General features: G+C 50.5%; 27 protein-coding genes, 1 pseudogene and 1 riboswitch. All 28 genes and pseudogenes read right to left on the reverse strand.

Annotated elements, in window-relative coordinates:
* Nucleotides 1–13: 13 nt before the first annotated feature.
* Nucleotides 14–1,021, reverse strand: coding sequence for an NADH-quinone oxidoreductase subunit NuoH (gene nuoH, locus ACFSUC_RS10625; protein ID WP_379929553.1), 1,008 nt, complete (start codon nt 1,019–1,021; stop codon nt 14–16).
* Entirely contained in the window at nt 1,021–2,124 is a 1,104-nt protein-coding gene (locus ACFSUC_RS10630) for an NADH-quinone oxidoreductase subunit D (RefSeq protein WP_379929554.1), read from the reverse strand. Before ACFSUC_RS10630 ends, nuoH begins: the two co-directional genes overlap by 1 nt.
* A 2-nt stretch (nt 2,125–2,126) precedes the next feature.
* Nucleotides 2,127–2,852 (reverse strand): NADH-quinone oxidoreductase subunit C, encoded by a 726-nt coding sequence (locus ACFSUC_RS10635; RefSeq protein ID WP_379929555.1) that lies wholly within the window; start codon nt 2,850–2,852, stop codon nt 2,127–2,129.
* Nucleotides 2,849–3,367, reverse strand: a complete 519-nt coding sequence (locus ACFSUC_RS10640; RefSeq protein ID WP_379929557.1) for a NuoB/complex I 20 kDa subunit family protein — start codon at nt 3,365–3,367, stop codon at nt 2,849–2,851. The genes ACFSUC_RS10635 and ACFSUC_RS10640 overlap by 4 nt, the downstream gene beginning before the upstream one ends.
* Nucleotides 3,352–3,723, reverse strand: a complete 372-nt coding sequence (locus ACFSUC_RS10645) for an NADH-quinone oxidoreductase subunit A (protein ID WP_379929559.1) — start codon at nt 3,721–3,723, stop codon at nt 3,352–3,354. The genes ACFSUC_RS10640 and ACFSUC_RS10645 overlap by 16 nt, the downstream gene beginning before the upstream one ends.
* A gap of 546 nt (nt 3,724–4,269) precedes the next feature.
* A complete protein-coding gene (locus ACFSUC_RS10650; RefSeq protein ID WP_379929560.1) occupies nt 4,270–4,671 on the reverse strand; it encodes a F0F1 ATP synthase subunit epsilon in 402 nt (133 codons plus the stop codon).
* 110 nt (nt 4,672–4,781) lie between these two features.
* Complete coding sequence (gene atpD, locus ACFSUC_RS10655; RefSeq protein ID WP_379929562.1) at nt 4,782–6,185, reverse strand: F0F1 ATP synthase subunit beta; 1,404 nt, start codon at nt 6,183–6,185, stop codon at nt 4,782–4,784.
* A 31-nt stretch (nt 6,186–6,216) separates the two neighbouring features.
* Nucleotides 6,217–7,080, reverse strand: a complete 864-nt coding sequence (atpG, locus tag ACFSUC_RS10660; protein ID WP_379929563.1) for an ATP synthase F1 subunit gamma — start codon at nt 7,078–7,080, stop codon at nt 6,217–6,219.
* A 127-nt stretch (nt 7,081–7,207) separates the two neighbouring features.
* Nucleotides 7,208–8,722 carry a F0F1 ATP synthase subunit alpha gene (atpA, locus tag ACFSUC_RS10665; protein WP_379929564.1) on the reverse strand — a complete coding sequence of 505 codons (1,515 nt, stop codon included), beginning with the start codon at nt 8,720–8,722 and terminating at the stop codon, nt 7,208–7,210.
* Nucleotides 8,723–8,749: 27 nt separating this feature from the next.
* A complete protein-coding gene (locus ACFSUC_RS10670; protein ID WP_379929566.1) occupies nt 8,750–9,280 on the reverse strand; it encodes a F0F1 ATP synthase subunit delta in 531 nt (176 codons plus the stop codon).
* Nucleotides 9,277–9,762, reverse strand: coding sequence for a F0F1 ATP synthase subunit B (gene atpF / locus ACFSUC_RS10675; protein ID WP_379929567.1), 486 nt, complete (start codon nt 9,760–9,762; stop codon nt 9,277–9,279). Before atpF ends, ACFSUC_RS10670 begins: the two co-directional genes overlap by 4 nt.
* Before the next feature lie 196 nt (nt 9,763–9,958).
* Nucleotides 9,959–10,171: a F0F1 ATP synthase subunit C gene (atpE, locus tag ACFSUC_RS10680; protein WP_379929568.1), complete on the reverse strand. Its 213-nt coding sequence runs from the start codon at nt 10,169–10,171 to the stop codon at nt 9,959–9,961.
* 87 nt (nt 10,172–10,258) lie between these two features.
* Nucleotides 10,259–11,077: a F0F1 ATP synthase subunit A gene (atpB, locus tag ACFSUC_RS10685; protein WP_379929569.1), complete on the reverse strand. Its 819-nt coding sequence runs from the start codon at nt 11,075–11,077 to the stop codon at nt 10,259–10,261.
* 3 nt (nt 11,078–11,080) lie between these two features.
* Nucleotides 11,081–11,488, reverse strand: coding sequence for an ATP synthase subunit I (locus tag ACFSUC_RS10690; protein ID WP_379929570.1), 408 nt, complete (start codon nt 11,486–11,488; stop codon nt 11,081–11,083).
* Nucleotides 11,485–11,715, reverse strand: coding sequence for an AtpZ/AtpI family protein (locus tag ACFSUC_RS10695; protein WP_379929571.1), 231 nt, complete (start codon nt 11,713–11,715; stop codon nt 11,485–11,487). The genes ACFSUC_RS10690 and ACFSUC_RS10695 overlap by 4 nt, the downstream gene beginning before the upstream one ends.
* Before the next feature lie 186 nt (nt 11,716–11,901).
* Entirely contained in the window at nt 11,902–13,062 is a 1,161-nt protein-coding gene (gene wecB, locus ACFSUC_RS10700) for a non-hydrolyzing UDP-N-acetylglucosamine 2-epimerase (protein ID WP_379929573.1), read from the reverse strand.
* A gap of 143 nt (nt 13,063–13,205) precedes the next feature.
* Nucleotides 13,206–13,835: a uracil phosphoribosyltransferase gene (upp, locus tag ACFSUC_RS10705; protein WP_379929575.1), complete on the reverse strand. Its 630-nt coding sequence runs from the start codon at nt 13,833–13,835 to the stop codon at nt 13,206–13,208.
* 254 nt (nt 13,836–14,089) lie between these two features.
* Nucleotides 14,090–14,923: pseudogene (locus ACFSUC_RS10710) on the reverse strand (extracellular solute-binding protein); the annotation flags it as partial.
* Between the two features lie 154 nt (nt 14,924–15,077).
* The gene (locus ACFSUC_RS10715) at nt 15,078–16,328 is read right to left on the reverse strand and encodes a serine hydroxymethyltransferase (protein WP_379929576.1); all 1,251 of its coding nucleotides are present in this window, start codon (nt 16,326–16,328) and stop codon (nt 15,078–15,080) included.
* Nucleotides 16,329–16,430: 102 nt separating this feature from the next.
* Nucleotides 16,431–17,018: a TIGR01440 family protein gene (locus tag ACFSUC_RS10720; RefSeq protein ID WP_379929578.1), complete on the reverse strand. Its 588-nt coding sequence runs from the start codon at nt 17,016–17,018 to the stop codon at nt 16,431–16,433.
* 25 nt (nt 17,019–17,043) lie between these two features.
* Nucleotides 17,044–17,511, reverse strand: a complete 468-nt coding sequence (rpiB, locus tag ACFSUC_RS10725) for a ribose 5-phosphate isomerase B (protein ID WP_379929580.1) — start codon at nt 17,509–17,511, stop codon at nt 17,044–17,046.
* A gap of 95 nt (nt 17,512–17,606) precedes the next feature.
* Nucleotides 17,607–17,688: riboswitch (ZMP/ZTP riboswitch) on the reverse strand.
* A 44-nt stretch (nt 17,689–17,732) separates the two neighbouring features.
* Entirely contained in the window at nt 17,733–18,317 is a 585-nt protein-coding gene (locus ACFSUC_RS10730; RefSeq protein WP_379929581.1) for a low molecular weight protein arginine phosphatase, read from the reverse strand.
* A 75-nt stretch (nt 18,318–18,392) separates the two neighbouring features.
* Nucleotides 18,393–18,959, reverse strand: coding sequence for a manganese efflux pump MntP (locus ACFSUC_RS10735; protein WP_379929627.1), 567 nt, complete (start codon nt 18,957–18,959; stop codon nt 18,393–18,395).
* An 82-nt stretch (nt 18,960–19,041) separates the two neighbouring features.
* Complete coding sequence (locus ACFSUC_RS10740) at nt 19,042–20,148, reverse strand: L-threonylcarbamoyladenylate synthase (RefSeq protein ID WP_379929582.1); 1,107 nt, start codon at nt 20,146–20,148, stop codon at nt 19,042–19,044.
* Between the two features lie 161 nt (nt 20,149–20,309).
* Entirely contained in the window at nt 20,310–20,972 is a 663-nt protein-coding gene (gene spoIIR, locus ACFSUC_RS10745; RefSeq protein ID WP_379929583.1) for a stage II sporulation protein R, read from the reverse strand.
* Nucleotides 20,973–21,075: 103 nt separating this feature from the next.
* Entirely contained in the window at nt 21,076–21,546 is a 471-nt protein-coding gene (locus ACFSUC_RS10750) for a hypothetical protein (protein WP_379929584.1), read from the reverse strand.
* A gap of 64 nt (nt 21,547–21,610) precedes the next feature.
* The gene (prmC, locus tag ACFSUC_RS10755) at nt 21,611–22,498 is read right to left on the reverse strand and encodes a peptide chain release factor N(5)-glutamine methyltransferase (RefSeq protein ID WP_379929585.1); all 888 of its coding nucleotides are present in this window, start codon (nt 22,496–22,498) and stop codon (nt 21,611–21,613) included.
* A complete protein-coding gene (prfA, locus tag ACFSUC_RS10760) occupies nt 22,495–23,562 on the reverse strand; it encodes a peptide chain release factor 1 (RefSeq protein ID WP_379929586.1) in 1,068 nt (355 codons plus the stop codon). The genes prmC and prfA overlap by 4 nt, the downstream gene beginning before the upstream one ends.
* Between the last annotated feature and the right edge of the window lie 75 nt (nt 23,563–23,637).

The raw sequence follows: 23,637 nt of genomic DNA on the forward strand, positions 1-23,637 counted from the left end.
CCTGTTCTTCTGGTTAATTCAGCAGTTCGATCAAGATCGCAGTCAAGAAAATGTTCGCCAGCGCAACCGGCAGCAATACCTTCCAGCCCAGTCCCATTAAGTGATCCACGCGAATTCGCGGCATCGTGGCCCGAATCCAGAACAAGCTGAATACCACCATGGAAAACTTCAACAGAAACCACAGGATGCCTGGAATAAAGGACAAGAATTCAAATGGTGCATGCCAGCCGCCGAGGAAGAGTACCGTCGTCAAGGCCGCAATGGCGTATACATACACATACTCACCCAGCATGAAGAAGGCAAACCGGAATCCACTGTATTCAACGTGATAGCCAGCCACCAGCTCCGACTCTGCTTCAGGCAGGTCAAACGGTGTCCGATTCAGCTCTGCCACTGCAGCGATGATAAAGACGACAAATCCAATGATTTGCGGCAGGAAGTTCCAGTTCCACAAACCTCCGGATTGTCCTTCCACAATGGTCGTCAGATTCAGACTGCCGCTAAGCAAGATGACGCCGACCACCGACATGACCAGCGGAATCTCGTAGCTGATCATCTGGGCTGCCGAGCGCATACCACCGAGCAGGGCGTATTTATTATTGGAAGCCCATCCACCCATCATAATCCCGATCGTCGTAATGCCAGATATCGCCACATAATAGAGCAGGCCTACATTTAATTCCGCAAAATGAATCGAATCGGTGTACGGAATCGTGGCCAACACCAGAAAGGACGGTACAAATGAGATAACCGGAGCGAGAATGAACAGCGTCCGATCCGCCTTGTGGGGGATCGTATCTTCCTTGATCAGCAGCTTGAGCACATCGGCAACCGACTGCAATAGACCCAGGGGGCCGACGCGATTCGGTCCGATTCGCAGCTGCATCCAGCCTATCACTTTGCGTTCAAAATAGATGGCATAGGTGACAAATCCGAGTACCACAAACAATAAGATCGTAGCAAACATAAAAAAGATTCCTGCATTTGTCCAGGTCAGGCTTTCCTGCAGCATCTCGTTCATCAGCCATCCACCTCCCCGACTACAATATCAATACCGCCAAGGATCGTAATCAAGTTGGCCATCGTCTCCCCTACCAGAAGCTTGGGCAGAATCTGCAAATTGACAAACGATGGTCTTCTGAATTTAAGCCGGAACGGTTCAGCCTTGCCTTTGGACACGACATAGCAGCCAATTTCTCCACGCGGAGATTCGATTCGGGCATACACTTCTCCTGCAGGCGGACGAATCACTCTCGGTACCTTCCCCATCACCGGCCCTTCCTCCGGGAACTGGGCAACCGCCTGCTCCAATATCCGCAAGCTCTGTCTAATTTCTTCAATCCGAAGCTGGTATCGGGCGTAGCAGTCTCCGACCGTGGATACCGGCACATCAAATTCGAAGCGATCATACAGACTGTAAGGCTGTTCCTTGCGAATATCCCACTTCACCCCTGTACAGCGCAGATTGGCGCCACTCAGGCCATAATCTATCGCCGTCTGGGCATCATACGTGCCAATTCCTTTCACACGTGAAAGGAAAATTTCATTACCGCTGACAAGCTCCTCGTATTCTTCCAGCTTTTCACGCATATAAGGGATGAAATCCCGGACTTTCTCAATCCATCCTTCAGGCGCATCCCATTTCACGCCGCCAACACGCATATAAAAATACGTCAGCCTGGCTCCGCAAAGCTCATTAAACAGGTCAATGATGATTTCGCGATCCCGAAATGCATAAAGAAAAGGGCTCATCGCCCCGATGTCGAGCAAGTAAGTTCCCCACCAGACCAGGTGACTGGCGATTCGTTGCAGTTCCATCACAATCAGCCTCAGGAACTCTGCACGCTCCGGAATTTCCAGTTGCATCAGGGTTTCCACCGCATGACAAATCACATAATTGTTCGTCATGGCTGACACATAGTCCATCCGGTCCGTATACGGAATGATCTGGGTATAGTTCAGGCTCTCCGCCAGCTTTTCCGTTCCCCGGTGCAGATAGCCCATGACAGGGGTCGCTTCCTTGATGATCTCCCCGTCCAGCTTCACGACAATTCGAAATACCCCATGGGTACTGGGATGCTGAGGGCCAACATTCAATAACAATTCCTCTGTTCTAAGTGCCATGCTTACACCTCCGGATCTGCAGGTTCATAATCTTTCCTGAGCGGGTACCCTTCCCAGTCATCGGGCATCATAATGCGCCGCAAGTCCGGATGTCCCGGAAAATCAATTCCCAGCAAATCATAAATCTCGCGTTCATGCCAATTGGCGGTAGACCAGATGGCGGTTACCGATGCAATGGATGCCTGTTCGCGATCCGCTTTCACTTTCAGGCAAATCTCATCGGCAGTGTGCACATTCACCAGATGATAGACCGCCTCCAAATGGGATTCCTGATCGACCCCCGACAAATTACGCAAGAAAGTCATCTTCCACGGTTCGGTTTCCTTGAGCCACCCGGCAATCTGCAACAGGTTTGCTTCTCTGATCGTCAAGGTCGGGATGTGATAGCCAAGTTCGTTCACCACGTGATCCTCAATGGCGTCCTTTCCGAACTGCTCTTCGATGGCGGCAACCAGGCGGTCCAGCTTCGGCTGGTTAGGCGATGGTGCCTTGGGTATTTCCTCTTCCGCCTCTTCCTCCGCTTTCTTCTTCTCCCTTGCCGCAGCCCGGGCAGCCCGTGCTTCTGCGGCCTTTCTTTTCTTTTCCTCCGGATCGTCTGCAGCAGCTGGTGCAGAATCGGATGGAGACGATGCTGGTGCGGTGTTTTCTTTGTTCGATTTGGAGGTATCAGAAGATTGCTTCACTTCCGCTTCGGTCGAAGCTTCCGGTTTCTTGTTCTCTTCGCTCACTGATCGGTCACCCGCTTTCCGGTCTTGGCCTCATAGCGAATCTTCTCTTGCAGCTTGTTGATGCCATAGATTAACGCAGCAGGATTGGGCGGACAACCCGGTATGTATACATCGACAGGGACAATCTGATCGACGCCTTTGACGACCGAATACGAACGCACATAAGGCCCTCCAGCCGTGGCACAGGAGCCCATCGCGATCACCCATTTGGGCTCTGGCATCTGGTCGTAGAGTCTGCGCAGCAACGGCGCCATTTTCTTCGTTACCGTCCCGGCTACAATCATCACATCAGATTGTCTCGGAGAGGTACGGAAGATGACGCCAAAGCGGTCGAGATCATAGTGAGACGCTCCGGTACCCATCATTTCAATGGCACAGCAGGCCAATCCAAACGTAAGCGGCCACAGGGAATTGCTGCGCGCCCATGCTTTCACCTGCTCCAGTGTGCCGAAGAACACGTTGCGCTCCAGTTCCTGTCTCTCTTCTGGTGTAATCGATGCTAAATTGAATTCCATTGGAACACCTTCTTTTTCCATGCGTATATAAGTCCAACCACCAATAAGGCTACAAATATCAACATCTCGATCAAGGCAAACAAGCCGAGCCAATCATACGCAACCGCCCAAGGGTATAAAAACACGGTCTCCACATCAAAGATGACAAACATCAGGGCATACAAATAATACCTGGCGTTGAAACGGATCTCCGCTGTCCCTACCGGTTCATTCCCGCTCTCATAGGTAGTTTGTTTTTCCTCCGTTGGCCGGTTCGGCCGGAGCAGTCGTCCCACTGTCAAGGCCGCGATGGGCAGCAAAATGCCCAAAGTCAAAAAGATCGTGACGATCACATAATGGTTTACATAGGCCTCCACTTATTACCCTCCTTACACGCTGTTCTCTCTCCTCATGTGTACGCAATGAATCAACCGGACATGCTCCCTCGCTTCCAATGTAAGCGCTTGTCTTCCAATTCAAAAAAATAGGGTGCCCGTCTGCTTTCATCACGATTCCTTATGGGAATGATCAGTGTTTTTAATATCGTCACAATTATAACAAAAGCAGACGGTGATCGTCTAACTTTCTTTTCGTTTCATGTTCTGGCTGCTGGGGATTCAATCTACGATGTCAATCGAACCGTCTTCCTGCCCTTGCTTCGCAAGCAAAGCCTCATCCAACGCGACCTGTCCCCTCGATTGAATGGCCCGTATGGCGGTTTCGATACTCTGCTTACCCGCTGTAACCTTATTTGTTTCCTCTTTGAAAATTATTTAATATCTCGCAAATTGACATCCATATGTTACCATGAAGTAGTTATTTTAAACAACTTCAAACGAGTTTACATAATAAAAAACACGGTGAGCATGGCAGATCATCTGCTATGCTCACCGTGTTTACAAAACATGAAAGACAGGAAGCGATTACTTCCCTCCAGCCACATTTATCCGATTCATTGCTTTTTGCAGCGCAATTTCGGCTCTTCGGAAGTCAGTTTCCGATTGTTTGTTATTCAGACGCTGCTCTGCACGCGCTTTCGCAGCTTCTGCACGTTCTACGTCGATTTCCGTTGGGAGTTCGGCAGATTCAGCGAGAACAACCACTTTATCTTTGCGAACTTCCATGAAACCGCCGTTCACCGCAATGACTTCTTCTTTTCCGTTCAGCTTCGCACGAATCGGGGCAATCTTCAAAGGGGTCACCATCGGAATATGGTTGGGCAAAATACCGAGTTCCCCTTCGACTCCTTTCACGAGCAGCATATCGATTTCTTTCTCGTATACTTTTCGCTCAGGCGTTACAATTTCCAACAACATTGTACTCATTGAAAGTTCCTCCCGGAAAGTTTCACTGCGAAACTTTTCTCGAACAGTCCGTATGATCAAGCTGTAGCAAGTGCCTCAGGATGATCATACAGACCTATATTCAAGAGAAATTACATGTTTTTCGCTTTTTCTCTTGCTTCTTCGATGGTACCTACGAACATAAACGCACCTTCTGGAAGATCATCGTGCTTGCCCTCCAGAATTTCCTTGAAGCTGCGTACAGTCTCCTGAACCGGTACGTATTTTCCTGGGAATCCTGTGAACTGCTCAGCAACGTGGAACGGCTGAGACAGAAAACGCTCAATCTTACGAGCGCGAGATACAGTCAATTTGTCCTCATCAGACAATTCGTCCATACCGAGGATGGCGATAATATCCTGAAGCTCCTTGTAGCGCTGCAGAATACGCTGTACGCTTTGTGCTGTTTCATAATGCTCCTCACCTACTACGTCCGGAGCCAGAATACGAGAGGAGGAAGCAAGCGGATCTACCGCAGGATAAATCCCTTTCTCGGAAATCTTACGCTCCAGGTTGGTTGTAGCATCCAAGTGAGCAAACGTCGTAGCCGGAGCCGGATCCGTATAGTCATCCGCTGGTACATAGATCGCCTGAATGGACGTAACGGAACCTTCTTTGGTTGAAGTAATCCGTTCTTGCAACTGACCCATTTCGGTCGCCAGCGTCGGCTGGTAACCTACCGCAGAAGGCATGCGGCCCAGAAGTGCGGACACCTCGGAACCTGCCTGGGTGAAACGGAAGATGTTGTCAACGAACAACAACACGTCTTTATTTTCTTCATCGCGATAATATTCGGCCATGGTCAAGCCCGTAAGTGCAACACGCAAACGTGCGCCTGGCGGCTCATTCATCTGTCCGAAAATCATCGCGGTTTTGTTGATAACGCCGGAATCCTTCATCTCATGATAAAGGTCATTCCCTTCACGCGTACGCTCACCAACCCCTGCAAATACAGAGATACCGCCGTGCTCTTGCGCGATGTTGTTAATCAGTTCCTGGATCAATACGGTTTTCCCTACACCCGCACCACCGAAGAGACCGATTTTACCACCCTTGGCATACGGTGCCAGAAGGTCGATAACTTTGATTCCTGTCTCCAGAATTTCCGCACTGGTAGACAATTGCTCGAAAGAAGGAGCAGATCTGTGAATTGGCAGTCTCTTCTCGTAAGCCACTTCTCCTGCTTCATCAATCGGCTCACCCAATACGCTGAAGATACGGCCGAGTACGCCATCTCCAACTGGTACGGAGATTGGAGCCCCTGTATCTAATGATTCTGTACCGCGAACCAGTCCGTCGGTAGAGGACATGGCGATACAACGAGCAACATTGTCACCCAGATGAACGGCCACTTCCAGCGTCAAACTGATCGCGGGCTCATTTTCCGACGCTGCTTTTTCGATTTTAATAGCATTTAGGATTTCTGGTAACTGACCACGGTCAAACTCAATGTCGACTACAGGTCCCATTACACTCAGAACGCGCCCTTTATTCATCGTTTTCCCTCCTTAAAGAGTTCCTCTATCATTACCCTTGAGCGTTGGCACCCGCCACAATCTCGGTAATTTCTTGTGTAATCGAAGCCTGACGAGCACGGTTATACACTAACGTCAATGAAGAGATCATCTCAGATGCATTTTTGGTTGCATTCCCCATCGCCGTCATACGCGCGCCGAACTCACTTGCTTTTCCTTCCAGTACCGCACTGTAAATGAGCGTCTCTGCATATTTCGGCAGCAAATCATCCAATACCGCTTCGGCAGATGGCTCATATTCATAGTTGGACAGATTGCCCTGATCCGATTCCACTTCGCCCAGTGGCAAAATTTTCTTTTCCACTGGAATTTGGGTTAACGGATTGACAAATTCATTATAGAGCAAATACAGCTGATCGAATTTGCCTTCCTCAAAGCTCTGCACCGCTGTACGAGCCACCGATTTGATATCGGCAAATGTAGGGGAATCCGGCAATCCGGTTACTTGCTCCAGAATCGCAATATTGCGACGCTTCATGAAATCTCTTCCCTTACGGCCCACGACGAAAATTGCATACTCATCCGCAGACTGATGCCGCTCCTGAATCGTCGTCATCAGCTTGCGAAGCACGTTCGCATTGTATCCGCCTGCCAAGCCGCGATCTGACGTAATGATCAGATACCCGGTTTTCTTGATTTCACGCGTTTGCAGCATCGGATGCTTCACATCCGAACTGGAAGCTGCAATACTTGCAATCACCTCGCGAATTTTATCCGCGTACGGTCTGGAAGCCTCAGCCGCCTCCTGAGATTTTCTCAGCTTGGACGCTGCGACCATCTCCATCGCTTTCGTGATCTGCTTCGTATTCTGGATACTCTTGATCTGTCGCTTTATTTCGCGCATACCTTTTGCCATACTCGTTCTCACCACCTTCGGGTCAGAATTGTTTATATGAACGTTCGTCTATAGCAAATATCGAGCCTGCTATGAGCAGGCTCCCATGTATCATCCCTGTCGTTCAAAAAAGGGGCTTCGACCCTGATTAGCTGGATACAGCGAAGCTTTTCTTGAACGTTTCAATTGCAGCGATCAATGCTTTTTCATTGTCAGCCGTAATTTCTTTTGTTTCTGCAATGCTTTGCAGTACTTCGGCATGGCTGGAATCCATAAACGCCAGGAATTCTTTCTCGAAACGCTGAACATCCGCAATTGGAATCTCATCGAGGAAGCCCTTGATCGCACTATAGATGGAAACAACCTGCTTCTCAACCGGCATCGGCTGGTTAACCCCTTGCTTCAGGATCTCAACCGTTCTCGCACCCCGATTCAAGCGCGCCTGAGTCGCCTTGTCCAGATCAGATCCGAACTGGGCAAACGCAGCAAGCTCACGATAGGAAGCCAGGTCAAGACGAAGCGTACCGGCTACTTTTTTCATGGCCTTGATCTGTGCAGCACCACCGACACGGGATACGGAAATCCCGACGTTAACGGCCGGACGCTGACCGGAGTAGAACAAGTCAGACTCCAGGAAGATCTGTCCATCGGTAATCGAAATGACGTTCGTTGGAATATAGGCAGAGACGTCACTCGCCTGAGTTTCAATGAATGGAAGAGCCGTCAGGGAGCCTCCACCCAGCTTGTCGCTAAGTTTCGCAGCTCTCTCCAGCAAACGGGAGTGAAGATAGAACACATCCCCCGGGAATGCTTCACGTCCTGGTGGACGCTTCAGGAGCAAGGAAAGCTCACGATAGGCATTCGCCTGCTTGGACAGGTCATCATAGACAACCAGTACGTGCTGGCCTTTGTACATGAAGTACTCACCCATTGCACAACCTGCATATGGAGCCAGGAATTGAAGCGGAGCTGGCTCGGATGCACTCGCTGTTACCACAATGGTGTAGTCCATCGCGCCATGCTTACGCAACGTTTCCGTTACTTGTGCAACGGTAGACTGCTTTTGACCGATTGCCACATAGATACAGATCATGCCGTTGCCTTTTTGATTCAAGATTGTATCGATGGCAATCGACGTTTTACCTGTTTGACGGTCCCCGATAATCAACTCACGCTGTCCACGACCAACCGGGATCATGGCATCGATTGCTTTAATCCCCGTCTGGAGCGGCTCATGTACAGATTTACGGTCAATAACACCAGGAGCCGCACTTTCAACCGGACGATATTCCGTCGTCTCGATCGCGCCTTTTCCATCTACTGGATGTCCAAGCGGATTGACAACGCGTCCCAGCATTGCTTCTCCAACTGGTACTTCCATGATGCGCCCTGTACGTTTTACCTGATCGCCTTCGCGAATATCTTTATATGGACCGAGGATAACGATACCAACGTTATCTTCTTCCAGGTTCAATGCCATACCCATGACTCCGTTGGCGAATTCAAGCAACTCACCAGCCATGACGTTTTCCAAACCATGTGCACGAGCGATTCCGTCCCCGATTTGGATTACCGTACCTACATCTGACACTTGCATGTCAGTTTGGTAATTTTCAATTTGCTGTTTAATCAGCGTACTGATTTCTTCAGGTCTGATACTCAATGAACCTCACCCCTATCTACATTTGCTTTACGCCAAAGTTTTTTGCAGATCCTTCAGCTTTCCGGACAAGCTGCCGTCATACAGGCGATCACCGATCTTTACTTTGATACCGCCCAGCAAACTCGGATCTACCACATTTTCAACGCGAATGGATTTTCCGGTTCGCGCACCGAATTGCTCAGATACTTTGGATGCTTCTGCATCAGACAAGGCAACCGGTGAATAAACGATCGCCAAAGCCCGTCCCAAAGCTTCATCCGCAATGTCTTCGTACGCTTTGTTCATGGCAGGAATAACCGACTCCCTGCCTTTATCCAAAATAAGCTGCAGTGCGTTCAGCATCAGCTCAGACAGAGGGTCTGCCGCCTGCTTGAGCACATTCAGCTTTGCTTCCTGGTCAACACCTGGATGTTCAACAAAATCTCTCAGGGGCTTATGGCTCTGAAGCAACTGTGCAAGTTGAGCCAGCTCAGCTCCAACTTTCTCCACAGCCTGCTTTTCTTTCGCAGCCTCGAAGAGAGCCTTAGCATATCGCTTGCCAATAACTACACTGCTCATAGATTGCCTCCTACCTCATTCAGGTATTTGTCAATCAGTTCCTGTTGTGTTTTCTCATCCACTTGCTTTTCGATAATTTTAGAAGCAATCATGACGGACATCGCACTCACTTGGCTGCGAAGTGCGGAAACCGCCTTGTTCTTCTCACTTTCGATTTCTTTCAATGCTTCTTCCTTCAATCTCGCCGCTTCCGCTTTTGCACTCTGGATCATGTCATCCGCTTGCTTTGCGCTCGTTTTGCGAGATTGCTCAATAATTTCATACGCTTCTTTGCGTGCTGCTTCAACCGCCTGCTTCTGTTCTACCAGAAACTGCTCAGCATCCTTGCGGCTTTGTTCCGCATTTTGCATTTCATTCAGTACATGCTCCCGGCGTTTTTCCATAATGCCGAACAACGGTCCGAAAGCATATTTGCTAAGCAGAAAGTACAAGATCAGAAACGAGATTAAAGCAATCACGGTATTGGTCCATACGAACTCCACTAGAGGTCACTCCTTTCCGAGCGATAAATAGGGCATTGCCCACATACGTCTATGCATGAGCCTGTCATTCTCGTGACAGGTTCCGTTTATGATCCTGGATGCCGCTTTGCAAGCTGCACCTTCAAGCCTGAATCAAGCCTTGCAAAAAGGAAGGCGTGGATGGCATAGGCCTTCCCCGCCATGTCTTCCCGTCGTATTAGCCAAGGTAGAAAAGGATACCGAATACAACCCCGATAATTGGAATCGCCTCGACAAGCGCTACCCCGATAAACATTGTCGTTTGAAGTGCGGACTTCAATTCTGGTTGACGAGCGATCCCCTCAACTGTTTTCGATACGATCAAACCATTACCAATACCAGCGCCTAGTGCGCCAAGACCGATTGCAATTGCTGCAGCTAGAAATTCCATGAATAATATCCTCCCTTAGAGTTTTCAAATTGATTTATATTGGAATTTACCCAGTGGGTAAAGATGCCCAAGTGTTTCATTTCGAGATTAGTGATCATGTTCGATTTGCTGAGACATGTATACCATCGTCAGTACCGTAAAGATAAACGCCTGAATGGCCCCTACGAAAATACTGAAGCCTTGCCATACCGCCAGCAGCGGTAGCGTAAACCATCCGCCCAGCAAAATAGTGGAGATCATAACTTCACCGGCAAAGATATTCCCGAACAAACGCATTCCAAGAGTCAGTAGCTTCGCTACTTCCTTGATCAGATTAAGCGGGAAGAAAACCGGGTAAGGTTCAAAATAGTGCTTGAGATAATACTTGGTATTTTTGGTCAAGCCCATGAAGTGAGTTAGCAGGACGACCATCAGTGCAAGGCCCATCGTGACCGCAGCGTCAGCCGTTGGTGATTTCCACCAGACGACGTGCACACCGTGGAAGTTTTCCTCCACGAAGGTGTCACCCTTCTTCTCTGCTTTTTCCTTCTCGGATTCCATCGCTTCAGCAAGCGTCGAATCACTGACATACTCCTGACCGAAAATCTTGGCAGGTTCGTGATGCTCCGTCACGATCGAGAATGGAAGACCTAACATGTTAGACACAAAAATAAACATGATCAATGTCAAGCCGAGACTTAAAAAGGCTCTCCCCTTTTTCAAACTCATCGAACTGGCAATAATGCCATGTACAAACTCAATCACCCATTCCATGAAGTTTTGCATTTTTCCCGGATTGGTTACGGACAGGTTGCGTACGGCAAGCAGTGCGATAAGCAGGACAATGATACATGTTACGACAGACATAATCACAATAGATAGATCAATCGGTATAGGCCCTAGATGAATAATTGGCAGATGATGCATGGTTCATTTTTCACCCCTTTCCAAGCGAGAATCTTTCTCCTTGCGACGGCGATGCGCGATTGCAATGACCCCGAGTGTTGCCAAGGGCATGAGCAGAAAACCGATCAGCGTCGCCACCAAATCGATTTGCTCGAATTTATATGCAGCCATTACGGCAATTGCTGCCAGTGATGCTCTCGTCAGGAACCCGAGATTGAACCTGCGGTTTGCAGACGTTAAGACCAGTTCTGTCATCTGCTTGATCTTCATACCTAGATAGCTCAGGTTCACATATCCGCTCAAAAATCCGAGCGCCAAACCTGCGGCAAAAGGTCGATGTGTTACATCCAGCACCCACCAAATCAGGCATAGGGATAGCAGAATCAATGAAAACGCTGTGATTTTACGTAAAGCAAAAGAAAATTCATTCATGGATTGTCCCTCAGAAATCGAATAATCAGGATGATGACACTGACAATACCCAGCAGCAGTCCCGCAATGGTGCCAAGTGCAGTCCAAATCTGCTGATTGAGCCAACTGCTTATGTATCTTCCGCCCACATACCCCGCTGCCATGCACACAAGAAGATCAGCGCTGATCGCGCTGACGTATCCGATGGCTTTCATCGGGGTTGTTTTTCGATTATTGGGCTTCTCCACGGTCGACTCCCCCCTCGCTTATTTCCTATCAACTTGCGGGGAATTCTTCACTATTTTAACGAAGCAAATTGGCGTTTGTCAATTGACGAAAATTCAAACATTTAGTGAACGACTGGGTCGGACGACAGGAATGACAGGCGATCCGGACGTTTGGAACCATACAGTTCAACTGTACGGTTCCATTTATTACGGCTTCGTTTCCTCTCCGGGAACAAAGGCTAGCGGACGTTCCTCCCGATAGCCGAAGTGATGAAGGATGGCTTGTACGATTCGCTCAGATGCCTTGCCATCCCCGTATGGATTGGCAGATTCGCTCATCTGGCGATACAGCTCAGGCTCAGTCAGCAGCTTGCGGCTCCAGCTGTATACCGCTTCTTCCTCTGTGCCCACCAGCTTCAGCGTTCCGGCATCGATTCCTTCCGGACGTTCAGTTGTATCTCTGAGTACCAGCACCGGAATGCCAAAGGAAGGTGCTTCTTCCTGCAGTCCTCCCGAGTCGGTCAGAATCATATGAGCGTGTGTATAAAAATTATGAAGGTCCACGACATCGACCGGATCGATCAAATGAATACGGGGATGTCCGCCCAGCAGCTCATAGGCCGGTTCCTTGACAGCCGGACTCGGATGAACCGGATAAACGACGGCAATGTCCTCGAATTCTTCAACCAGACGTTTCACCGCCCTGAAAATCTGGCGATGTGGCTCTCCCTGCGACTCCCGGCGATGGGCAGTCATCAGGATCATCCTTTTTCCTTGTACCTGGTCCAGAACGGGATGTGCATAATCCTGCTTCACCGTATACTGGAACACATCGGTTACCGTGTTGCCCGTCGTATAGATCGACGCTTCCGGTTTGTTTTCTTTGCGCAAATTATTCGCAGATCGGTCGGTCGGCGCAAAATGCAGATCCGCGATCACGCCGGTAAGCTGTCGATTCATTTCTTCCGGGTAGGGAGAGAGCTTGTTCCAGGTTCGCAGCCCCGCCTCAACATGCCCAACCGGAATCTGCTGGAGAAAAGCAGCATAGCTGGCCAAGAAGGTGGTCAGGGTATCCCCGTGCACAAGTACAATATCCGGCTTTGCTTCTTGCAAAACAGGCTCCAATCCTGTCAATACCCGAATAGAAATTTCATTCAGGGTTTGCTGTGCTTTCATCACATTCAAGTCGTAATCAGGCGCAATCGAGAAAAATTGCAGCACCTGGTCCAGCATTTCCCGATGCTGTGCCGTCACACAAACCTGCGTCTCAATCAGATCCGGATGCTTCTTCAGTTCCAAAACGAGGGGAGCCATTTTGATCGCTTCCGGCCGAACCCCAAACACCGTCATGACTTTCAGTTTCTTCATTGTTTCCCCTCTCCCTGGACAGCCTTTCTCTTCATACCGACCCACTGGTGCGGCCAGAAACAGGAAGGCAGCATAAACTTAAACTTGACTTCTGTCTTGCACTTGTTGGGCTTTTTGGACTGCTTGAACGACCTGGACGCCTACTACTTCGTCCCGAACAAGCGGTCTCCCGCGTCACCGAGGCCCGGTACAATATAGCCATGATCGTTCAAATAATCGTCCACAGCCGCCACATATATATCTACATCAGGATGAGCTTCCTGAACAGCCTTAACTCCTTCAGGCGCTGCGATCAGACACATCAGCTTGATTTGCTGGCACCCTCTCTTCTTCAATACATCGATGGCCATGTTGGCAGATCCGCCTGTTGCCAGCATCGGATCAATGACAATCAGTTCCCGCTCCAACACGTCTGTGGGCAGTTTCACGTAATATTCTACCGGCTGCAAGGTTTCAGGATCGCGATACAAGCCGACATGTCCCACCTTGGCCGTGGGATGCAGCTTCAATATTCCGTCCACCATGCCGAGACCTGCACGAAGTATCGGAATCAGACCGAGCATCCGACCTGAGATGACCTGGCATTCTGCTTCAATGACCGGTGTGTGAACCTTCACCTTCTCCAGCGGCAGGTCGCGTGTAATCTCATAGGCCATCAGCATGGCCACTTCGTCTACCAGTTGTCTGAAATCCTTCGTCTTCGTGTTCTCATCCCGGATATACGTCAATTTATGTTGGATTAAGGGATGATCGCATACATATAGCTTTCCCATAAATGCTTAGGTCCTCCTGTCTGTTACTTAAACCTCGTCTATTATATCACTGTCAACTTCCTCATGCACGCAAAAGTCATGCACCGCATCACGATGATTTCTTTCCTGGCCGGCCCTGCCTTCCAAGAAAGTCCAATCGCAGATTAATGAGAGGGTCTATATGTAAGGTTCCAAGTTGGGGTCAACTTCATGCAACCCTTGTCCGACTGGATGACTTGCCCATTTCCTTCTGCAAACCCTATTTCTTGCTGTCCTTATTCTGCCGTCTCTGTGTCGGAGGCAATAAGAGCTGTACTTCGTTCATCCATGGCTTGCAGCGCCTCCTTCGCTTGTTTTTTTCCGCTGACCACGGCCATAACTTCCTGTATAAATACATCATTCAGACCTTGCTGCAAATCAGCCGAAACTTGAGTGTAATCGACAACGATACCGTTCAGATTAGGTTCTAGTGAATAAAGAGCCGTGATATTTTTGCCCTCAACCTTTGGTATGATATCCGTGCGTGTCGGAAATGAATAGGTCACAATCTGTGACATGGCATCCATCGCAGAAGCACTATTCATCCATTTCACTAATTCCCAAGAAGCCTGCGCCTGTTCCGTATCCGCACGTATAGCTATGATCGATGATATGAAATAGGTGGAACTGAGCGCTCGATTGTGATCATTTACGGGTGACGTGACAATATCCCAATTGATAGGAGCTTCTTCGTTGGCCATCGGCAGCAATTGCTGATGAATATAATATTGATAATCATAATGCATGGCGCTTCTGCCTTGTAGAAACGTATCTCTTCCCTCCCCATTGAATTGGACGAAAGCTACCGTCTCTGACTGAAAGGCATCCCGTACTCGTTCAAGGATCGTTTCCATTTGGGGTATGTTCATTTGACTCTCCAGTGTATCCATATTAAAGCCCTCGATTTCCTCAGCCATCATCATTTCTTTCACCAGATAAGGAATATCCTGTATCGTCAGACCTTGCAAATCTGCTGAGGACGGAAAACGAGCAGCCAACTCTAATACCTCCTGCCAGGTCATTTGATCGGTCGGATAGGGAATCTGATACTGATCAAACAGATCCTTATTGTAATAGACTCCTTTATTGAAAAAAAGGTTGGCAGCCCTTTATCCTTATCAAAATGAAGCATTCCAATCTATATGTATGTGTATGGTCAAAAATAAAAAAAATCCCTGCATCCTAATAACAAGATGCAAGGGATCTTCTGTCCGCTATATGCAATTAGTAGCTCAGATCTTCATAAAGTGGGAAGCGGTCGGTCAATTGCTTCACAAGACCGCGTGCTTCTTCCTTCACCGCTTCATTGTCCGGACTCTTCAATACCATGGCGATGACCTTGGCAATGTCCTTCATGGCAGCTTCGTCCATGCCACGCGTCGTCACCGCAGGCGTTCCGATCCGTACCCCGCTTGTGACAAACGGACTGGTCGGGTCAAATGGAATGGCATTTTTATTGACCGTAATTTTCACTTCATCCAGTACATGCTCCGCTACTTTACCGGTAATATCCATACCGCGCAGATCAATCAGAATGAGATGGTTGTCTGTTCCGCCGGAAACGAGATTCATGCCTTCCGCTGCCAGTGCTTCCGCCAGTGCCTGTGCATTGCGAACCACTTTTTGACCGTACTCCTTGAACGAAGGCTGCAAAGCCTCTCCGAATGCAACGGCCTTAGACGCAATGACGTGCATCAACGGACCACCCTGGCTGCCCGGGAATACGGCCTTGTCAATCGCTGCGGCCCATTCCTTGCGACAGAGAATCATACCGCCGCGAGGCCCTCTCAGGGTTTTGTGCGTGGTCGTGGTAACGAAATGCGCGTGTGGAACGGGACTTGGATGCTCTCCAGCTGCGACCAAACCTGCGATATGCGCCATATCGACCATGAACAGCGCGCCTACATCTTGGGCAATTTTAGAGAGCACTTCAAAATCAATCGTACGTGGATACGCGCTTGCCCCTGCCACGATCAGACGAGGACGATGTTTGAAAGCGAGCTTGCGCACTTCATTGTAGTCGATGCGGAAATCTTCCTCACTGACCCCATAAGCAACGAAATTATACAGCAAGCCGGATGCGTTGACCGGGCTGCCATGGGTCAGATGCCCCCCGTGAGCCAGATTCATCCCGAGTACGGTATCGCCAGGCTGAAGGGTCGCCAGATAAACAGCCATATTGGCCTGTGCGCCGGAATGCGGCTGGACGTTGGCATGCTCTGCACCGAACAGTTCCTTGGCACGTTCTCTAGCCAGATCCTCCACGATATCGACATGCTCACAGCCACCATAAAACCGCTTGCCCGGATAGCCTTCGGCATACTTGTTTGTCAAAACAGTGCCCATAGTTTCCATCACCGCGCGACTGACAATATTCTCCGATGCAATCAGCTCAATGTTGTCCTGTTGACGCTTCAGCTCCAAATTCACTGCGTTCAGTACCTGCTCATCCTGCTTGCGTAAATGTTCACTCATCTTCTTTCATTCCTCCTGATTCCCATTTTCATGATAGATGGTCAAGCGTATATGCGCGCTCTATAAACATGCACCAGAAAGCGGTGCAGAGCTTCTACTCCCTTAGTCACAAGACGGGTCTGCCTGATGGTTCATGAGTGGCGCATAGACCGCTCTGGCCCCGCCGATCAGCTTCGGTCTGGCAAAGGCAGCGGTGACATGCGCCCCTCCCACCTGACGGATGGAAGGACGGAAAGGAACCGCCACTCGCTTCATATGCATGCCAATCAATGTATTTCCGATATCCATCGCAGCATCTGCCTGAATATGTTCAACGAGACACGGCGCTTTCAGCTGCCCATAATAGTAAGCTCCCATCGAGCCACCTGCCTTGGGCACGGGCACAGCTGCCACTTCTTCTCCCATTGAACGATAGACCTGAAGCAGCTTGCGGTCGACAACGAGGGCGCGATTAAGATGCTCGCAGCATTGCACGGCCAGATCGAAGCCCAGCTTCTCCTGCACGTCACGAACCCCATTATAAATCGCTTCTGCAACCTCCATTGCCCCGCCTGTACCGATATGCTTGCCCGCTACCTCACTCGTGCTCGTTCCAAGCACCAGCAGCTTGCCAGCGGTTAGCCCGCATGCCTGCGCAAGTTCAGAGAGAATGGTGCGAACCTGATTCGTCACTTCCAACTGTTCATTCATCTTCATCACCTCTTACGCTTGCCTCTTAGGGATGATTGGCATATGAATCTTCGATCGTCTGGATCTTGCGAATCCGGTTAGCATGACGATCTTCTTCGGAAAATGGCGTCGTCAGCCACAACTCCACAATATCCTGGGCAAGCCCTGGCCCAATCACTCGCTCTCCAAGAGCCAGTACATTGGTATCATTGTGTTCACGGGTAGCCTTTGCGGAAAACGTATCATGCACAAGGGCACAACGGATGCCCGGCATCTTGTTGGCGGCAATGCTCATGCCAATACCGGTTCCGCACACGAGAATGGCTCGCTGCACGTCTTCAGAAATGACCTTGCTGCAGGCTTCATTCGCATAATCCGGATAATCAACCGAGTCCGGACAATCACAGCCCACATCCAGCACCTCATAACCCAGCTTCTCCGTGATGAAGGCTTTCAATGTTTCTTTCAGTGCGTATCCTCCATGATCAGATCCGATTGCGACTTTTGCTTTCATTTTGATGAAACGCCTCCTTTTATACCTACAGTATACCCTTAACGGGCTGGACGCGAAAACAAAAAAAGAGCATCGAACACAAGTTGTGCTCGTACGCTCTTTGCCCAGGCGACCGGCCGTTATCGCTTGATGCTCCATTGTGGTTGTATCCACTCGTCGCCAGTTACATCAAGCCGCTTTATTTCCTTCATCATACCGGATGAAAGACGGATTGTAAAGCTTTAAGATGATCGCAATCGCCTGATGATCGCCTGCAATGCATCCTCAATATCTACCGCACAGCTCTCATAATCAGAGAAATTGCCGCCAAACGGGTCCAGCACATCCTGATTCGGTATCCTGGCTTCCAGTTCCGCCAGTCGCCGCTTCTCTGCTCCCGTAATGTTCTCCCCTAATGCCAGCTTCATCTGCAGTTCTGAAGTCAACTGATCGAGCTCAGATTGAGCAGCAGACCCTTGGTCTTCACCTGATGCTGCATACTCCTTCAAGGTGTAGATTTTGTCTGCATGTTCCGCAAAACGCTGCACCAGCATTCGTTTATGGTTCACGGTCATCGTCAGTACCACTTCAGCCCATTGCATATCTTCATCCGTCACCGGTGCAGACTGGAAGGGATGAGGATGGATTCCTTTTCGCTCCAGTACCGTTTTGGCGTGTGAAGACATTCCCCCACCGCCAAAAGCAGAAACACCCGCAGAACGAACGTCCAGATCGAGTGCATGCTGTTCAGACAGATGCTTCATTAGTTTTTCGGCCATCGGACTCCGACAGGTATTCCCTGTGCAAACGAACAAGATTCGTCTCACTGCCTTAAACCTCCAGCTTTTTCTAGCTTGTCATGCTTTCCCTTCTATATTACCACACGGATGCCAGCCGCAAAATCACAGAATAAACTTCATGCCAAGTGCCAGCAGAATCGCGCCCCCAAACGCTTCTCCATAATCCCCCATCCAGCTGTTGACCTTGCGCCCGAGCCAGAGACCAAGCACCGACATGCCCCCGCCGAAGAGCCCGAACAGCGTAACCGTCACCAGCATATTGGTGGAGAAGATTCCGAGCGATACCCCGACCGAGAAGGAATCAATACTGACACCCAGTGAAAAAACAAGCATGCCCACCCACGAACGATGATCGAAGGACTGGGTTCCTTCTCCTCGAAGTGCACTGTAAATCATATGCAGGCCAAGCAGTGTCAGCAGCCCTCCACCGGTCAGCACCGCGATATCCCCAAGCAACTGGCCGAGATATCTGCCGGCCACCATCCCGAAGAGCGGCATCAGGACATGAAACAATCCCACAATGATACTGATCTTCATAATATCCCGTAAGCGAATGCCGCGCATTCCGATGCCCAGTCCTACGGAGAATGCATCCATTCCGAGTGCAGCCGCCAAAACAAGAAGGGTTAAGGTCTCCCCTGCTTCTGCCACATACGGCATCTCTACCATCTCCCCCATGTCCACTATTCCTAACCAACATATGCGGACATGCCGGCAAACATGCTAGCAACGGGAGAGAGGAAGGAGCCGGTTACCGGTCTCGTTCAGAAACATCTATGATTCGATCGGCTGCGGCCTTTTGCAATCGGTTCATCAGCGCCAGTCCGATCCCTGTTCTCGGGCAGCCTTCCGCATAGATAACTTCAATCTGTGCGCCATCCATCGCTCGAAGTGCATCATACAACCGTGTGGCGGCCTGTTCAGGTGTGGACAGACTACCCATGCCCTGTACAAAGTCAGCCTGATAATCGTCTATATGCTCGTCAAAAGCCAGAATGCCCGTCGTTCTGCCCTGCTCTTTTTCCCTCCGGATTTCTTGCTGAATCACCTGTTGAATACGGCTCCAGTTCTCTGATTCCGGTATGGATGAAGAAGACCAGTCACGATCAGCGGTGACCACGGTCAAAGCTCCGTTTGGCGCATAATGGGCGTACTTCATCCCTGGCGACCTCGGGGTTTCCGGCTCTCTGATCTTGCTGCGCTCCTCCTGCTCGCTGATGATCTCGGCATGGGGCAACACGTGCTGCAACTGCTCGATACTCACCCCGCCAGGTCGAAGGACCATGACCTGATTGTCCTTCAGTTCTACAACGGTGGACTCTACTCCGACCTCACAGCTGCCTCCGTCTACGACTGCATCCACCAGCCCGGACAAATCGTCCAGCACATGTGCGGCTCTGGTCGGACTCGGCTTCCCTGATCGATTGGCACTTGGGGCAGCAACGGGACAATCCGCAAGCTCCAGCAGCCTTATCGCCACCGGATGCTGAGGGATTCGCACGCCTACCGTGGATAATCCGGCGGTCACCCGTGCAGATAAATAACCCTGTCTGACCGGAAGTACAATCGTCAGTGGTCCCGGCCAGCATGCATCTGCCAGCTGCTTCACATACGGGTGAGAAGTATCTGCCCATCCCTCCAGCTGCTTCATATGAGCAACGTGAACGATGAGCGGATTATCCGCAGGTCGCCCCTTGGCTGCAAAAATCCGTTCCACCGCTTTGTCCATCCGAGCATTGGCACCCAGTCCATATACCGTCTCCGTAGGAAAGGCCACGATCCCGCCTTCCCGCAGCAAGCGCGCTGCTTCCTTCATCTCGTTCTCGTCTCTCTCATCAACCACATCATAAGTCGTCATCTCTGCGTTCCTCAATTCCTGCGAAGCTTGATCCGCGTCAGCATGGGAATCTACCTGTCACACTGCTCGCATCCGTTCTCCCTATCTCTTCATTTCTATCCCTATCATACACGAACAGCAGAGCACGGATCAAAGACAGGCCCGTTACGGGGTAACACTCGTTACGAAGTGACACTCGCTCCGAACAAACCCTTCAACCAATCAAGCAGCATCATCAGCAACTCCAGCAGAAAGAACTTTACCTCTGTCTCTCCCTCATCCTGTCCGTCTCCACCTGATGATGGAACGGCTTGTTCCGCCGCGCTGTCTGCTTGAGCTACGGCTTCTCCCGTTTCCCCGTCTACGAAGCACAAGGGAGGAAACAGCACGCACCACCAGTTCTTGCCTTGACCGGCACCCAGTGTAACGCGCAGCGCCTCATAGTCGCCAGCGGGATACACCTGTCCTCCGTACATTTTGGTTGGAAAAGGCACCTTGCCCAGCTCCATCTGAACTTCTTGCTCTATCCCATAGCGCGTCAAAAGCGCTTCTACCTGTTTTTGCAATGTCGGCAGTTGCTGCTGAACAGCCTGTCTTGCCTCGTGAATGCCATCCGGTGCTTGAACCCACTCCTCCATCGCCGCGACAATCTCATCTCTCACCTTGGCCTTCAACCATTGATCCTGAACAGAATCAGAATGGGCCAGGATGCGAAGTCGAATCGACTCATCCGGAATGAGGCTCTCAGCCAAGGCCATATTGGCACGATCATACTCCCAGCTTACAAGAAGAAAGAAACAAATAAATAAGACCAGAAACGGTACCGTACATCCTCTTTTCAACATAAGAAAAACTCCTCTCTATCGCCATCCGGCTTGCCTGATCATCGGGATGATCTGGACAGTTACCAGTATGTCCGTATGAGAGGAGATTAAACCTAGTAATCTATCAATCTTGCAAATGAAGCAGTTGCATCAAGGCCTGTGGATCACGGTCGAAGAACATGAGAATCGGTTTCTGCTCTTCGTTAAAGACCAGTACATAAGGGCGTTCAGAGCGTTCCAGAAATACAAACATTTCTACCGCCATTCCTTTGTAAAAGGGCTTGTCGAGCTTCAAAGGCGGCGTTATCGGGATGCGAAGAGCCGTGCCCTTTTTCGGATCGATCTGAATGCGCGTCACCAGTCCGGACACCGATTGCAGCAAACGTCCCGCTTCCTCACCGATGGCGGCCGTATACGGGATACGCTCTACGACCTTCCCTTGCTTGATGTCGAAGACCTCCACGACCTGCTCTGCTGGCTGAGCTTGCTCCCGCCACTCCTGTTTCACCGTCTCCGCAGCATGGGAGGCCGTGTGAGGGATCAGCAGCAGACATCCTAGCAGGATCATGCTCAGCTGTTTCCAGCCTGTATGCATATCCTTCACCTCCTGCTAGTAACCTGCCCATCTTCGGCCTGCATTATGTTCATCGGCCATGACTTTACACCGTGCGTAACCCGATTACATGCCGATCAACGCCAGCCAGATCACGTATCGTCTCTATTTCCTCATAACCGATCGCTGTCATCCATTCCCCTACCTGCCCGGCCTGTCCATAACCCACTTCGAAGGCCAGCATCAGAGGGGCATGACGCAGCTGTTGCACTTGCATGAGCAACTTTCGATAACAGGTCAGGCCGTCATCTCCCCCATCCAGTGCCAGCATTGGTTCATGTCCTCTGACCTCAAGCTGAAGATCCGGAATATCTAAGGATGGGATATAGGGCGGATTGGATACCACCATATCGACTTCCGCTTGCTCATCGATCAGGGGAGTCAGCAGATCACCTTCCATCCAGCGAATGTCGTCTCGAATCGCGTACCGGTCAGCATTGTCCTGGGCCACTTTCAATGCAGCCGGTGACAGATCAACCGCACCGATCTGCCAGGAGGGCTGCTCCAGCTTCAGTGTGACAGGAATAATCCCGCTCCCGGTGCCAATGTCCACCACACGCAAGGCCTCTCGTTGCAGCCGGGCTTGCAGCTGTCTGCCTCGAAGCAGAACCGCTTCCACCAACAGCTCGGTTTCCGGACGGGGAATCAGAACGGAAGGGTTCACCTGAAAAACGCGGCCATAGAATTCCTGCTCGCCCATAATATATTGCACGGGTTCTCCGGCTGCTTTTCGCGACAACGCCTCCTGCCAGCATGCCCATTTGTCTGCGGGAAAGCGCTCCTGCCAATGAAGCAGCAGCTGGCTTCGGTCCCAGCCCAGGACATGCTCCAGCAGCAGCCTCGACACATGACTGGCATCCTGTGTACTCATGGACTCCATTAAAAAAGAAGAAGCCTCCAAGTGGGCTTCCCGAATGGTCAGATTCTGTTTCATGCTTCTTGCTCCATCAGCTCGGCTTGAGCAGTTACGGTCAGCGCTGAAATCACTTCTTCCAGCTCTCCCGCCAAAACCTGCTCCAGCTTGTGCAGCGTTAAGCCGATACGATGATCCGTTACCCGGCTTTGCGGGAAATTATAGGTGCGAATCCGCTCACTGCGGTCTCCGGTTCCCACCTTGCTCTTGCGCTCACTGGCATACTTCGCCTCTTCTTCCTGACGAATTTCATCCGAGATACGGGCACGCAATACCCGCAGAGCCATTTCTTTGTTGGAGTTTTGCGATTTGCCATCCTGACAGGAAACCACGATGCCTGTCGGAATGTGCGTCAGACGAACCGCTGACTTGGTGGTGTTGACGGATTGTCCACCCGGGCCGGATGAACAGAAGGTATCGACACGGATATCCTTCTCATTGATCTCGATCTCCACTTCCTCCGCTTCAGGCAATACGGCTACCGTTGCCGTCGACGTATGGATGCGTCCGCCGGATTCCGTTTCCGGTACACGCTGCACCCGATGCGCGCCACTTTCAAATTTCAACTTGCTGTAAGCGCCTTTCCCCTTGACCATAAAAATGATCTCCTTGAAACCGCCCACATCATTCTCGCTCGACTCCATAACCTCGATCTTCCATCCCTGCATATCGGCATAGCGGGTATACATCCGGTACAGATCCCCGGCAAAAAGTGCCGCCTCATCACCGCCTGCCGCACCGCGCACTTCGACGATGACGTTCTTGTCATCATTCGGATCTTTGGGAAGCAACAGAACCTGGATTCGCTCTTCCAGCTCATCCTTGCGCTCACTCAGTTCCTCCAGCTCCATCTTGACGAGTTCCTTCATCTCATCGTCCAGCTTCTCGCCCAACATTTCCTTGGCAGAATCCAGCTGTTCCACCACTTGCTTATACTCCTCATATGACTCATACGTCTGCTGCATGTCCGACTGCTCCTTGGACAGCTCTCTCAGACGTTTGGTATCGTTCGTAATATCCGGATCACAGAGCAGCTCGCTGATTTTCTCGTAGCGGTCTGCCACGGATTGTAATTTGTCCAGCACGTGTGTTCACTCCTTCAAGCTTCATCGATTTCACTTTCACTTTCACGCTTTCAATGCTGGCTGTATCGCCCATTT

Source organism: Marinicrinis sediminis (assembly GCF_042685085.1).
In the GTDB taxonomy this organism is placed as follows: domain Bacteria; phylum Bacillota; class Bacilli; order Paenibacillales; family KCTC-33676; genus Marinicrinis; species Marinicrinis sediminis.